This window comes from Acinetobacter sp. WC-743, from assembly GCF_000335555.1.
Taxonomy (GTDB): domain Bacteria; phylum Pseudomonadota; class Gammaproteobacteria; order Pseudomonadales; family Moraxellaceae; genus Acinetobacter; species Acinetobacter bereziniae.
Map to the genome: position 1 here is coordinate 85,731 of NZ_AMFQ01000101.1, position 13,121 is coordinate 98,851.

13 protein-coding genes are annotated in these 13,121 nt (G+C 37.7%); 4 read left to right on the forward strand and 9 right to left on the reverse strand.

Features of this window, described 5'->3' with window-relative positions:
• Position 1: 1 nt before the first annotated feature.
• The 4 genes from ACINWC743_RS15730 to ACINWC743_RS15745 all read right to left on the reverse strand — a co-directional run bounded on the left by ACINWC743_RS15730 (position 2) and on the right by ACINWC743_RS15745 (position 3,609).
• Positions 2 to 400, reverse strand: coding sequence for a DoxX-like family protein (locus ACINWC743_RS15730; protein ID WP_004826555.1), 399 nt, complete (start codon positions 398 to 400; stop codon positions 2 to 4).
• On the reverse strand, positions 378 to 833 hold the full coding sequence (locus ACINWC743_RS15735; protein WP_009586114.1) for a thiol-disulfide oxidoreductase DCC family protein: 456 nt from the start codon (positions 831 to 833) through the stop codon (positions 378 to 380). The genes ACINWC743_RS15730 and ACINWC743_RS15735 overlap by 23 nt, the downstream gene beginning before the upstream one ends.
• Positions 834 to 924: 91 nt before the next feature.
• Entirely contained in the window at positions 925 to 2,445 is a 1,521-nt protein-coding gene (locus ACINWC743_RS15740) for a catalase (protein ID WP_004826559.1), read from the reverse strand.
• Between the two features lie 528 nt (positions 2,446 to 2,973).
• Complete coding sequence (locus ACINWC743_RS15745) at positions 2,974 to 3,609, reverse strand: TetR/AcrR family transcriptional regulator (protein ID WP_009586082.1); 636 nt, start codon at positions 3,607 to 3,609, stop codon at positions 2,974 to 2,976.
• Positions 3,610 to 3,690: 81 nt separating this feature from the next.
• Here ACINWC743_RS15745 and ACINWC743_RS15750 point away from each other — a divergent pair, with 81 nt between their 5' ends.
• On the forward strand, positions 3,691 to 5,349 hold the full coding sequence (locus ACINWC743_RS15750) for an acyl-CoA dehydrogenase family protein (protein WP_009586144.1): 1,659 nt from the start codon (positions 3,691 to 3,693) through the stop codon (positions 5,347 to 5,349).
• A 212-nt stretch (positions 5,350 to 5,561) separates the two neighbouring features.
• On the opposite strand, the gene ACINWC743_RS15755 is transcribed toward ACINWC743_RS15750, so the two are convergent.
• Together ACINWC743_RS15755 and ACINWC743_RS15760 are read right to left on the reverse strand one after the other, a co-directional pair.
• Positions 5,562 to 5,756, reverse strand: coding sequence for a hypothetical protein (locus ACINWC743_RS15755; protein ID WP_009586156.1), 195 nt, complete (start codon positions 5,754 to 5,756; stop codon positions 5,562 to 5,564).
• A gap of 384 nt (positions 5,757 to 6,140) precedes the next feature.
• Positions 6,141 to 7,166: an OmpA family protein gene (locus tag ACINWC743_RS15760; RefSeq protein ID WP_009586091.1), complete on the reverse strand. Its 1,026-nt coding sequence runs from the start codon at positions 7,164 to 7,166 to the stop codon at positions 6,141 to 6,143.
• Positions 7,167 to 7,493: 327 nt separating this feature from the next.
• On the opposite strand from ACINWC743_RS15760, the gene ACINWC743_RS15765 reads away from it, so the two are divergent.
• Positions 7,494 to 7,682: a hypothetical protein gene (locus ACINWC743_RS15765; RefSeq protein WP_004826569.1), complete on the forward strand. Its 189-nt coding sequence runs from the start codon at positions 7,494 to 7,496 to the stop codon at positions 7,680 to 7,682.
• A gap of 18 nt (positions 7,683 to 7,700) precedes the next feature.
• Here the strand turns inward: ACINWC743_RS15765 and ptsP are convergent, their stop codons facing one another.
• The gene (gene ptsP, locus ACINWC743_RS15770; RefSeq protein ID WP_004826571.1) at positions 7,701 to 9,995 is read right to left on the reverse strand and encodes a phosphoenolpyruvate--protein phosphotransferase; all 2,295 of its coding nucleotides are present in this window, start codon (positions 9,993 to 9,995) and stop codon (positions 7,701 to 7,703) included.
• Positions 9,996 to 10,076: 81 nt separating this feature from the next.
• The gene (locus tag ACINWC743_RS15775; RefSeq protein WP_005035569.1) at positions 10,077 to 10,577 is read right to left on the reverse strand and encodes an RNA pyrophosphohydrolase; all 501 of its coding nucleotides are present in this window, start codon (positions 10,575 to 10,577) and stop codon (positions 10,077 to 10,079) included.
• 184 nt (positions 10,578 to 10,761) lie between these two features.
• Between ACINWC743_RS15775 and ACINWC743_RS15780 the strand changes: the two genes are divergently transcribed.
• Positions 10,762 to 11,412 carry an HAD family hydrolase gene (locus ACINWC743_RS15780; RefSeq protein ID WP_009586099.1) on the forward strand — a complete coding sequence of 217 codons (651 nt, stop codon included), beginning with the start codon at positions 10,762 to 10,764 and terminating at the stop codon, positions 11,410 to 11,412.
• Positions 11,413 to 11,765: 353 nt separating this feature from the next.
• Positions 11,766 to 12,008, forward strand: coding sequence for a DUF2789 family protein (locus ACINWC743_RS15785; protein ID WP_009586150.1), 243 nt, complete (start codon positions 11,766 to 11,768; stop codon positions 12,006 to 12,008).
• 65 nt (positions 12,009 to 12,073) lie between these two features.
• On the opposite strand, the gene ACINWC743_RS15790 is transcribed toward ACINWC743_RS15785, so the two are convergent.
• Positions 12,074 to 12,931 carry a LysR family transcriptional regulator gene (locus ACINWC743_RS15790; protein WP_005035575.1) on the reverse strand — a complete coding sequence of 286 codons (858 nt, stop codon included), beginning with the start codon at positions 12,929 to 12,931 and terminating at the stop codon, positions 12,074 to 12,076.
• Between the last annotated feature and the right edge of the window lie 190 nt (positions 12,932 to 13,121).

Consider the following 13,121-nt stretch of genomic DNA (forward strand, 5'->3'; position numbering starts at 1 on the left):
TTTACGAATGTTTAGCAGTGTCCAAAAGCTGTAATGCAACAATCGACAGTGCAGCCATAGCTGTATTCATGATAAAGGGATTAAAACCCTGAACAAAATAGTGTGGATAAACAACGGCAACCACGACGATAAAGAACAGCATTGCCATGATATTTAAATAATGTAGTACCTTTGATTGTCTAAAAATTAAAAACAATATGCCAAATATGATTTCTCCAACGCCAGAGAGTTGGATTAAGCTTGGAATGCTCAGGAATTGAATCCCTGTAAATTCCCAAAACTGCTGTTCTTCAATGACCTTATATATCACTTTAGGCACCAAGCCTTGATAAATCCATAATACAGCTAAAGTGATTTGAATACTCAATAAGGCATGGCTAATTGCTTGAAGTGGATTCATAAACAACATGTTCCAAAAAATGGTGTTGATGATGTGAAGAAATGAATAGGCATTGATCTGTGGTACCAAATAGGCGATAGCGATTTAAAGCGATTCGGCGATACACAAAGTTTCGGATAAACTTTGGAATTAAATAACCAATTTTTAAAGCAGAAAAAGGAAAGCCTAGTTCTTCAATGACTTTTAAAAATGCTGTAGATTCAAGGCTTGCTTGTCCATTTTTAATCACCAACATGGTGTCAAAGTGTTCAGTGGGCATTTGATAGTAGTTTAAAATGGCTTGACCCAGTGGAGATTGAACGGAAGCCAACTTAAATCTTGCTTGAGTATCATGCTGGATTAAAAACTTTGCCCAAGCATTGCACAACACACAAATTTCATCGAATAAGATAATGTCATATTGTTGAATGATCTCTTCAATTTTCTGTTGCATGTTTTCACTCTAGATGGGAGCTTTTTTTCAATATAGTTGATTTATGGACAATAAAAAACCACCCGAAGGTGGTTTTTCATGTTTCTATCAATTATAGAAAACCAGGATGACCTTTTGCAGGATCACTGTCTCGAGCAGCTTGCGCATCGGCAACGCTGAGCCCTAATGCTTTTGCAACACCTTCGCCATATGCAGGATCACATGCATAGCAGTTACGAATATGACGATACTTGATGAAGTCTAAGGCATCGCCCATTGCACCCGCCGTATTGTCAAACAAAGCTTGTTTCTGTGTATCATTCATTAAGTTGAACAAGGCACGCGGTTGGCTAAAATAGTCTGCATCATCCTGACGGAAATCCCAATAATCGGCATCACCACTGATTTTTAATGGAGGTTCTTTAAACTCAGCCTGTTCTTGCCATTGACCAAAACTATTCGGTTCATAGTGCGGTAAGCCACCATAGTTGGCATCTACACGACCTTGACCATCGCGATGATTGGAGTGGACAGGGCAACGTGCAGCATTGACTGGGATCTGTTGATAGTTCACACCAAGACGGTAACGTTGCGCATCTGCATAGTTAAAAAGTCGTGCTTGTAACATGCGGTCAGGTGAGACGCTGATTCCTGGCACTAAATTACTTGGTGCAAATGCTGACTGTTCAACATCTAAAAAGAAGTTTTCAGGATTTTTATTCAGCTCAAATTCCCCAACATCAATCAATGGATAATCTGCATGTGGCCAAACTTTGGTGAGGTCAAATGGATGATAAGGAACTTTTTCTGCATCAGTTTCTGGCATGATTTGAACTTGAAGTTTCCACTTTGGAAAGTTGCCATTTTCAATTGAATCGAATAGATCACGCTGGTTACTTTCGCGGTCTTTTGCTACGACTGCTTCAGCTTCGGCATCAGTTAAATTTTCAATACCTTGTTGTGTACGGAAATGAAATTTCACCCAAAAACGTTCGTTGTTTGCATTGATGAAGCTATAAGTATGACTACCGAAACCATGCATATGACGGAAGCTTTTCGGGATACCGCGATCAGACATTACAATCGTAACTTGATGCAACGCTTCTGGTAATAATGTCCAGAAATCCCAGTTATTGGTTGCACTACGTAGATTGGTTTTAGGATCACGTTTTACGGCTTTATTTAAGTCAGGGAATTTACGTGGGTCACGCATGAAAAATACAGGGGTATTGTTTCCGACAAGGTCCCAGTTACCTTCTTCCGTATAGAATTTTAATGCGAAACCACGAATATCTCGTTCTGCATCTGCTGCACCACGTTCACCTGCGACTGTTGTGAAGCGAGCGAACATTTCTGTTTTCTTACCAATGTGTGAAAAGATTTTAGCGCGTGTGTACTGTGTGATGTCATGAGTGACAGTAAATGTACCAAAAGCACCAGAACCCTTGGCATGCATGCGACGCTCTGGAATTACCTCACGTACAAAGTTAGCGAGCTTTTCATTTAACCATAAATCTTGTGCAAGCAGAGGACCTCGTGCGCCTGCCGTTAAACTATTTTGGTTGTCTACAACAGGTGCGCCAAAAGCAGTTGTTAGGTGGGTGACAGGGCATTTTTTTGAGTCTTGGCTCATTCTATTTCTCCATTTTTAATTAATCATGTATTCATTTTTGAATAGATGGAATAGATAAAGAATATTCGCTATTACATGACATTAACTGTATTTCAAAAACCAATATAGTGAACAATTGTTAAATCTATTTGTCCTTAAATTAAATGATTAATCTTTTAATTTAAGACACAGGGCAGTACTAGATATCTGCTTTAAATACACAGCTTCTATACGAAGCGTTGTGTGCTTTTTTAAAAGAGACAATTACACTTTAAGTTGAACTTTGATATTTGTAAAATTGATAAAAATATTATATTTGATTTGTTTTTGCGATTAAATGGTTGTGCATACCCATTTACAAGCTAGGAAGAATGAATCAATAAATTTTTGCAATATTGAAATCAAAATACAGCTTCAGTTGGGATAGTGGTCTCTTCTTTAAATCTGAAAGTTAAGATAATCCTGTAGAATTTCCTATAAAACATAAGATATTTCGCCTAAGAAAAGTGAATGGTAAAAATGAAGAGTCATGCGACTATCCTCTTCTTTTTAACTCAGCGATCCTCCCTTATCTGAAATTACGCTGAGTTGCTGAAGGATTTCATTTTCTAAAACTTTCCAATCTTTAAACTCAGGTTCAATCAACAATGTCTGAGAGACAAAACCATAGCAAATCCGTTGTACGTTTAGACTGATCTGTTGGAGTTGTTCATTATCCTGAATAAAAGGTTTAAGTATGTTTTGCCACATCTGTACCATCATGGCATAACTTTTTTGATAAGTTTCTATACTTGAAATCTGCCGTTCTAAGAGAAAAGACTGCGCCCATAAAAACTGTTGAGATTGGATTTGCTCAATCTGAAAATGAATAATTTGCGCTAAATAGTCAGTAAAACTCAAATCTGTGGATAAGTCATATCTGCTTTGTGCATAACTTTTAAGAGTTTCAGCATTGTTTTTAACATGTTGATAGATGGTTAACGCTATCAAATCTTCCTTTTTAGAAAAATACTCATAAAAGGTACCTAAACCAACACCAGCAATATCGGTAATTTCTCGAATGGTAATTTTATGAGCAGGATGTTCATGTAAAAGCCGAACAAAGCTTTCAATCAACGCTTCTTGCGTGATACGAGCCCTTGATTGGCGAGGTTTACGACGTACATTGATTGCAGGTAAAGCCATAAAAATAATCCGAACATCCTTGAAGGTATTTTCTTCTATACTGAATGTAATTGGTTAAAACAACAAGATAGGATTTTCAGGATGAACACTCTACAAAATTGGCAAACCCATGAAATCAGTAACCAGTTTGACGAGTTACAAGCTTACAATCTATTTGAAACAGATCAGGCGTTGCAGGAAATATTGCAACGTTATGGCAGCACAGATCAGCAAAACCTCAGTCAACTCGCGCAGATTGTGGGTTCCACAGAATATTATCAATATGCCGATTTAGCCAATCGCCATACCCCTGAATTACATGCTTTTGATGCTCGTGGTCGTCGTAAAGATTTCTTAGAATTTCATCCAGCATGGCACCAATGGATGAAGCTCAATCGTCAATTTAATACCCATGCTTATCCATTTAATCATCCACAATCGAGTACCAAATGGGTGGATTGGGCAGCACGTTTCTTTCTGAGTGGACAAGTTGAGTGTGGCAATTTATGTCCAAATTCGATGACTTTAGGCAGTATTCCACTCATTCAAAATGAACCTGAATTATGGGCAAAAGTGGGTGAAAAACTATTATCTACTGAATATGATGAACGAGATTTGCCAATTGCTCAAAAAAAGTCAATTTGGTTAGGTATGGGGATGACGGAGAAGCAAGGTGGTTCAGATGTTCGAGCCAATCAAACCATCGCAGTACCTGTTGCTGAATCAGGTCGTGGACAGGCTTATCTACTGACAGGACACAAATGGTTTTTCTCAGCTCCCATGTGTGATGCACATTTAGTTGTTGCGAAAACTGAACAAGATGGTTTGGCGTGTTTCTTTGTTCCTCGTTGGTTGGAAGATGGCACGAAAAACAATATCCATGTGCAACGTTTAAAAGATAAAGTGGGTAATCGTAGTAACTCAAGTTCAGAAGTCGAATTTAAAAATGCTTGGGGCATCATGATCGGAGAAGCGGGACGGGGCATTCCAACCATTATTGAAATGGCAAATTATACGCGCTTGACTTGTTCTGTAGGCTCAAGTGCGATGTTAAGACAAGCATTGGTGCAGTGCATTGCCTATACGCGCCAACGGAAAGCTTTTGGTAAACATTTGGCAGAACAACCTTTGATGCAAGCGGTGTTAGCCGATTTAGCCTTGGAAACGGAAGCAGCCATGCAACTGAGCTTTCATTTAGCGCATTGCTATGAAAATACAGATGAAGTATCACTGGCGTGGAAACGGATCATGACCCCAGCCGCAAAGTTCTGGATATGTAAACGTACTGTTGAATTGACTGGCGAAATGATGGAAGTTTTTGGTGGCAATGGTTATGTTGATACAGGAATTATGGCGCGTATTTTTAAAGAAGCGCCAGTGAACACGATTTGGGAAGGCTCTGGTAATGTGATGTGCTTGGATGTATTACGTGCCATTCAACGTGACCGCGATTCAATTGAAGTCTTATTTAAATCATTGGCACAAGTCGCATCTCAAGATTCAATTCTACAAAATGAATTACAAGCTTTATTTAAATTATTTAATGGCTTACAAGCAGATGAATTGCAATTTATGGCACGTAGCTTAGTCAGCCGATTAGTTATTTTGGCACAGGCTATTTTGCTGAAACAACATGCACCCGATTTTGTTGCAGATGCTTTTATTGCAACACGTTATAGTGCGTTTTATGGAAGGGTGGTTGGAATGCTGGATGCCAAATCGGTAGATGTAGAAAGATTATTAGGCAGAGCTTTTGCCTAATTTCTTTAGCCGTGTAAAAAGGGCATTATTTACATAATGCCCTTCTTTTTAAGCGACTTTTATCAAAGTTCAAACTTAAAATAGGTTATCGGAATTACTTCTGTTTTTTAAGCTTTTTCTTGAGCTTTTTTAATTTACCTTCGTGTTTGGAGATTTTTTCCAAACGTGCTTTGATTTTCTGCTTTAAAGATTTAACTTGCTTAGACATCATGTTACTCCTTAGTTTGAGTATCCGTTGGCTGATATTTTTTGATAAAACTACGGATAAATTTTCTTAACTCACGTGCTGCGCTGGTGTCCATCGTTTCACAGAGTTGTAAAAACTGATCACGCTCAGCACTGTTAATGCGAATTAAGAGTTGCCCATCTTTTTTATTCACCTTTGTCTTTTTGGGTAATTCAGCCATGACGTATATCCCCAAAGGTGATAATCAAAAATGTATATACAATATATATGCATTTTTTAAATTCAGCAAATTTATATTATTGAAAATATTTAACATTTTGTGTTTTATTGATTTTTTTTGTAATTCATCTTTCTTTTGTATTGATAAGTGATTGTTACTAAACCTTTTATTTTTGAATCAAAAAAGATTTGTAAAATAGCAAATCAATCGCAGGTTATAAGTAGATGATTTATCGTTTTAGAACATCATTTGACCATTTACTTGGTTATTTTAGGTAGCGTTTTGCTAAGTGTGTTGCATATGCAAGAAATAGATCTTAAACAAAACCCATTGATTTAAAATGGGTTTTGTTAATTTGAGAAATTCAATATTTCATCAGAAAAATTAATGAGACTTAATCAGCTCAACTCGGCGATTTAAAGCTTTACCATTTTCTGTTGAGTTTTCTGCAACTGGTTGAGTATCACCAAAACCTTTTGCAGTTAATCGATTTTGTTGAATCCCAGTATTATCGGTGAGTGCTTTAACAACAGCATTTGCACGCTGTTCTGAAAGGGCTTGATTGTGTTTTGCATCACCTGAACCATCGGTATGACCATTAATAGTTAATTTGAGTTCAGGATTATTTTTTAACAATTGAATGACTTGTTCTATTTGAGTCTGAGATTCAGGCAAAATATTGGCTTGATCTGTGGCGAAGTTGACCTCGATATTGACCTTATTTTGTTTGTCTAAAGCAGTTTTTAATTGATCAGAATTTAATACTTTTGCTGTAATTTCAACAGGTTTTGTTTCAGCAACCAATAAGCCTGCATTTCCATTTCCTGTTTGAGTAAGTTGAAACCAGATATTCTTATTCGCTTGACGAACTACAAAGGTCTGGGTTGGGTTATTAAAAACATCTCCTAAACCAGCAACATAATCTACTTGGAACTTTTGTGGAAGCTTGTCTAACGCTTGTTGAGGAATTTTACTCATTGTAATTTGCTTGCCCCCCAATTGTTGAATTACATTTTCCAAATTACGTTGTAACTCTAAGAAGCTACCTTCTTTGTAATCCTCATTTTGTTGAATAGCTGCGCTATACAATTGCCCTTCAATGTTTTGAATATGTTGACCTGTCCAAAACGGTATTTTCTCAAAATTTACTTTGGTTGCGTCATGAAACTGATAGCCATTCGGCAAGGAAATATAAGGGAATTGACCGAGCGTAATATTTGAAATTGGAATCTGTGAAAGATCAAAAGTGTTCTGAATAGATTCGGTTTTTACTGTTTCTGAGGCAACAGAACTTGCACTTGATTCGGTTGTTATGACTTCAGCTTTCTCAGGTTTACTACATCCCATTAAGCCGAAGGTTGGAAGCACCAACAAGAGTAGAACACTTGATAATTTTTTTTGATTGAGCACATTATTCTCCAATTTTAACTTATGAACCTATGTTGTATTGAGCATGTTTATATTCAAATTTATGTGCATACTATAGAGAACGGTGTTTAAAATTTATACGTGATTTTTAATTTGATTTGTAAAACTTTAATTGAATTCAAAAGATATCGGCTGGTGAATATAATCAATTTAAGATCAATCTAAAAGATTGTCTCAATATAATATATACAAGGATTAGGCATTAAATAGTGACAAAGCTGATTAATTTAAATACTTGTATTCTGCACAAAAAAGCGTAATATCACAGTCCCACTCATGAGGTGGTAAATCATAAAATAGGTAAATAAAATGGCAAAGAAAAAAGTCATGCCTGAGGTTGTGATTCACAACTTTGTGGCAAAACACATGCACGAAGTCAACAAGAGCCAAGTGTTTGTAGATCGTAAAAAGAATGCAAAACGCGGTTATGATAAACACAAAAAAGGTCGATATTCTGATGATTATCGACCTTTTTTGTGGACTACGATTTTTGCTTAATCTTAAGAAAAATAAGAATTAAATATTCACTAAACGATTTGATTTTACCATGTCAGCTAGACCATGATGTTTAAAATAATACTCCATCCAGCTTTTCACCATCAATGGGTTATTCATTGCCACAACTTCTTCAAGTAGCTTTTCTGCATCACTCATTGAAACGTGACAAATCGCCTTACGTACACGTAAGATATTGCTTGAACTCATCGATAAAGTATTGAAACCCATTGCCATCAGCAGAATTGCAGACAATGGATCTCCCGCCATTTCTCCACAGATACTGATTGGTTTATCGTATTTATGACACTCTTGAACCAAACGTGTTAAAGCACGCAAGATGGACGGGTGAAAGTGTGAGTAAACACTTGAAACACGTGGATTATTACGATCAACAGCCAGCAGATATTGAATTAAGTCATTTGAACCCACTGAGAAGAAATCGACTAATTCAGCAAACTCGCCAATTTGTAAAAGTACACTCGGCACTTCAACCATGATGCCAATTTTAGGCTTGGTAATTTTAACCTGTTCTTCTTCTTGAACGGCAATCCAATCACGCTCAAGTAAATAAAGCGCTTCTTCAACCTCACTGACACTGGTTACCATTGGCAGTAAAATATGAAGATTATTCAAGCCAATGCTGGCTTTAAGCATGGCACGAATTTGCGAAGAAAAAATTTCAGGGTGGTCAAGGGTAAAACGAATGCCTCGCCAACCCAAAGCTGAGTTTTCTTCTTCAATTTGGAAGTAAGGTAAGTCTTTGTCAGCGCCAATATCCAAGGTGCGCATCACCACAGGTTTATTGGCAAAATGGCTCAACTGTTGACGATAAATAGCACGTTGTTCTTCTTCGCCAGGAAAGCGCTCGCGTAACATAAACGGAATTTCAGAACGATAGAGCCCTACACCTTTGGCACCACGTTGAACACCACGAACTACATCAATCATCAAGCCTGTGTTGACATAAAGCTTTACAGCAACGCCATCAGGCGTGATGGCATCTTTGGTTTCGTATTGCTTTAAATCTTTGGCAATTTGCTCTTCTTCTTTTTGAATTTCTTTATATCGTGTACGTAGACGGCGTGGTGGGTTAACAAAAACACGTCCTTGATATGCATCCACGATCATTTCAACATCATCAAGGGTATTGACGGGCAATTCAGTGACACCCACTACAGTAGGAATACCGAGTGCACGGGCGACAATCACCATATGTGAGTTAGCTGCACCTTCAGAGGTGACGATTGCTGCAATCTTATCGACAGGAAGCTCAACTAATGCAGCAGTGCTAATCTCATCTCCGATCAGAATGCTTTCAGAGGTGATTTCCTTATGACTGGTATCACCTTCTTGTAAGGCTGCTAAAATTCGCCGTCCTAAATCTTTGAGATCAGAGACACGTTCTCGTAAATAATCATCTTCCATTTGAGCAAAGAGAGCAACGTGGCGGTCAATCACATGCTTTACAGCGCCTTGTGCCCAACTGCCATCTCGAATAATTTCTTTGATTTCAGTAGGCAAAGCATTTTCATCCAGCATGCGTAAAAACACACTAAACAACGCTCGTTCTTCAGCCATAAGTGAGTCTTGCATTTTGTCATCAAGTGATTGAATTTCTTCACGTACAGAAGCAATCGCATGATCTAAAAGCTTGAGTTCTTCACTAATGTCATCGGCATCACGATCTGGAACAGCCGCAAGGTCCGCGGGAGGATAAAGAATAATGGCACGACCTAGAGCAATTCCTCCTGCACCCGATGAACCTTGGAACGTTTTATAATTAGAGGAGTTACTTGGCTTGCGGAATACGTCAATATTTCCAACAGCATGAGCATGTGCAATAACGCCTGATAGCTGTGCACACAAAGTCACTAAAAAAGATTCCGCTGCTTCACTAAAGTCTTGAGGTTCAGTATTTTGAACCACCATTACGCCCATTACTTTGCGGCGATACATGACAGGTACGCCAAGGAACGAATTATAAATTTCTTCTCCCGTTTCAGGGAAATAGGCGAACCGTTCATGCTTAAATGCATTGTCTAAATTGACAATTTCTTCACGTTGACCGACTAAGCCAACGAGACCTTCACCTAATTGTAGGGAAACATTGCCAACAGACTCCTGATTTAAACCTTTGGTTGCCATGAGTACATAGCGTTGATTACGTTCATCTAACAGATAAATCGAGCATACATCTACATGCATTGCTTCAGAAACTTGATTGACCATGATTTCTAAAGATTCATGCAAACTGACCGATGCATTGATCTCTTGTACAATGCGTCTTAAGGTGTCCAGTTGCATGTTCGACATAGGTGTATGCTCCTAATCTAAGCTATGTTTTAAAGCGTTTTCATCAGTATTATTTATAACAGCACTACTTTGAAAAATCATTCATATTTTTGAAGAAATTTCAGGGGTGTAGTGTGGCATTTGCATACATAACTCCATCATCGCTTTACGATAAACATCTCGTTTAAAATTAACCACTTGACCGAGTGGATACCAATAACTGACCCATTGCCATTGATCAAACTCGGGCGGATCAGAGAGATTCAACTGAATATGTTTCGTTGAAGCTGTGAGTTTGAGTAAAAACCATTTTTGCTTTTGTCCAATACAAATCGGATCGGAGTCCGAACGAATGTATCGAAGTGGCAAACGATAATGCAACCAGTCATCTGTCTGGGCAATTATTTGGACGTGCTCGGGTAAGAGCCCAACTTCTTCACGTAGTTCTCTAAAAAGAGCTTGCTCAGGAGTTTCTCCAAATTGGATACCTCCTTGAGGAAATTGCCATGCATTGTGCCCAATGCGCTTTGCCCATAAAACTTGTCCAATATCATTTGCCAAAATGATCCCGACGTTGGGTCGGAAACCTTCTGAGTCGATCATTTGGCTACCTAAAATTTGTTAATTTCATCTGACTTTATATATGGGGACTGACACTCTTTTGTCCAACTCGATAAAGTCAAAGTAATAATGTTGTAAAATTGCTATGATCTTAACGAATTTCTATCGACTAGCGGTGATAGATTTACAATTTTTTTCTTAAATTTCAGTTTAAACGAGTATTTTCATGAAATTGGCGCTGTTTGACTTAGATCACACCTTATTAAATACAGATTCGGACCATTCTTGGGGAGAGTTTTTGGTCAATGAAGGCTTGGTCGATCCAGTTCGCCATCGTGCGATGAATGATCAGTTTTATGAAGATTATAAAGCAGGGCAACTTGACCCGATTGCTTATAATGAGTTTGTTTTTGAGTTTTTGACTCAACATGATAATGACTATTTAACTGAATTACATCAGTTGTTTATGAAAAAAGTCATTCGCGCACAAATGCGCCCGAAAGGCTTTGCTGCGATTCAAAAACACAAAGATTTAGGGCATGCTTTAGTAGGGATTACAGCAACTTCTGATTTTATCACTGCGCCTATTTTTCGTGAATTTGGAATTACTGAAATTATCGCAACCAATGCAGAAGTTAAAAATGGACAATACACGGGCAAAGTCACCAATATCCCATGTTATCAAAAGGGCAAATTAGCACGTTTGGATCAATGGCTTGAGGGACGTGATGTGACTGAATCCTGGGCATATTCAGATTCGATCAATGATCGCTTTTTATTGGAGTATGCAGATCATGCGATTGCGGTAAACCCCGATGATCGTTTAGAAGTGTTAGCCAAAGCACAAGGTTGGGATATTCAGGATTGGTCGATCTAATCCAGCTTGTTCGTTATCAGCAGCACTTCGGTGCTGTTTTTTTATAAAAATTTAGTAAAAATACAGCAGCAGAGTCTGTCATTTAAAACCCAGCAACAGTAAAAAAATACAGCATGATTTATAATAAAAAGGTAACTTTTGAGCTAGATTTATGATTGATTTGCAGCGTTATTCAAGCAATGTATTCGGTCCAATCCTGTTCAAATCACTGAATAGAAAATGCTGAATGGGTTGCTAAATTTGATCTGTTCATCAATTGTAAATATTTTTATAAATGAATATTTTGTGCTTCATTTTCAGTGTAAAAATGCTATGTTGAGCTGAGAACTTTTAAAACTGATGGAGATTATATAATGAGCCAGACACGTCCAAGAATGACCAATTTATTTGAACAACTTGGTTTAGACTCTAGCGAAGAAGCAATTCAAAATTTTATTGAAAATCATCAGTTAGATGCCGACACATTTTTGACTAAAGCTGAGTTTTGGACCGATGCACAACGTCAGTTTTTAGATGAAAAATTGAGTTCTGATGGGGAGTGGACAACCATTGTTGACCAATTAAATGAGTCTTTGCATGAAGATTCAGTCAAATAAGGCTGGGGATATTCTCAATCTAAATAAAGCGCTCATTATTCAAATAATCAGCGCTTTATTTTTTCTTATTTCATCATTTCAATTAATTCCTGAACAGCTCTGGATTGAGTACGTGCAGGATGCCAAACCATTCCCAATTGACGGTTCATCTCGAAATGAAGATCCAACTGTTGTAAATCTTGATTGAGCAAGGTTTTGGGTAAAACAGACCAACCTAAACCGATTGAAACCAGCATGCGAATAGATTCTAAAGGGTTGTTACTCATGGTGGTTTTAGGTTTTAAGCCTTTCTTTTCAAACTCAGCTAAGGTGATCTGACTGGTATACGTCTGTGCAGCTGGCAATAAACTTGGATACTCAATTAAATCTTCAAGTTTAAGATTTCTTTTTTGCGCCAAAGGATGAAAAGGAGCCACAACAAAAACCAAAGGATCATTCCAGATGGTGATGTAACTTAAACGTTCATCTCCCTGAGGAGGCAGGGTTAAAAAAGCAAGTTCCAAGTCGCCTGCCAGCACTTGTTCATGCGCTTGTTCAGAGTCGACAAAATGTACATCCAGTTTAACTTCTGGAAAGAGTTGTACATATTTTTTTAAGTGCTGTGGTAAATGATGTAAACCAATATGATGACTGGTTCCAATTTTGAGTTTTCCTCTTACTTCACCTTGCTCATGGCTGAGGGTATGGTGAATATCCCCTAATTCATTGAGCCAATTTTTTACTTTGGGCAGTAGTGAATGTGCTGCATGTGTTGCTTGAACACCACGTCCTGCGGATTCAAATAGTTTGACACCAAAATATTCTTCTAGACTGTGTATCCGTTTGGTCACAGCAGGCTGGGTAATAAATAGATGTTCTGCTGCCATCGAAATAGAACCAGTTTCCATAACTTTGACAAAAGCTTCAAAAGCAGCGAGATTCATGATCTTTCCATCCATAAAGAATTTTTATGCTTATTTCATTATTGAGAAGTTTTAAGAATTAATCAAAGTAATTTTCACTTTTTTTTCGATTTTGGCTATTGTGATCTGTGCTTGGTTACAATGATAAAACTTTCATACAGGTTTAAACTGTACACAGCTAAGTTGACTGATTTATAGTGTGACAATAAAA

Excerpts from the sequence above, each read along its gene's own strand:
- ACINWC743_RS15750 (WP_009586144.1), top strand. The coding sequence starts at position 3,691 with ATGAACACTCTACAAAATTGGCAAACCCATGAAATCAGTAACCAGTTT.
- ACINWC743_RS15745 (WP_009586082.1), bottom strand. The coding sequence starts at position 3,609 with ATGGCTTTACCTGCAATCAATGTACGTCGTAAACCTCGCCAATCAAGG.
- ACINWC743_RS15765 (WP_004826569.1), top strand. The coding sequence starts at position 7,494 with ATGGCAAAGAAAAAAGTCATGCCTGAGGTTGTGATTCACAACTTTGTG.
- ACINWC743_RS15755 (WP_009586156.1), bottom strand. The coding sequence starts at position 5,756 with ATGGCTGAATTACCCAAAAAGACAAAGGTGAATAAAAAAGATGGGCAA.
- ACINWC743_RS15785 (WP_009586150.1), top strand. The coding sequence starts at position 11,766 with ATGAGCCAGACACGTCCAAGAATGACCAATTTATTTGAACAACTTGGT.
- ACINWC743_RS15730 (WP_004826555.1), bottom strand. The coding sequence starts at position 400 with ATGAATCCACTTCAAGCAATTAGCCATGCCTTATTGAGTATTCAAATC.
- ACINWC743_RS15735 (WP_009586114.1), bottom strand. The coding sequence starts at position 833 with ATGCAACAGAAAATTGAAGAGATCATTCAACAATATGACATTATCTTA.
- ACINWC743_RS15790 (WP_005035575.1), bottom strand. The coding sequence starts at position 12,931 with ATGAATCTCGCTGCTTTTGAAGCTTTTGTCAAAGTTATGGAAACTGGT.
- ACINWC743_RS15780 (WP_009586099.1), top strand. The coding sequence starts at position 10,762 with ATGAAATTGGCGCTGTTTGACTTAGATCACACCTTATTAAATACAGAT.
- ACINWC743_RS15775 (WP_005035569.1), bottom strand. The coding sequence starts at position 10,577 with ATGATCGACTCAGAAGGTTTCCGACCCAACGTCGGGATCATTTTGGCA.
- ACINWC743_RS15740 (WP_004826559.1), bottom strand. The coding sequence starts at position 2,445 with ATGAGCCAAGACTCAAAAAAATGCCCTGTCACCCACCTAACAACTGCT.
- ptsP (WP_004826571.1), bottom strand. The coding sequence starts at position 9,995 with ATGTCGAACATGCAACTGGACACCTTAAGACGCATTGTACAAGAGATC.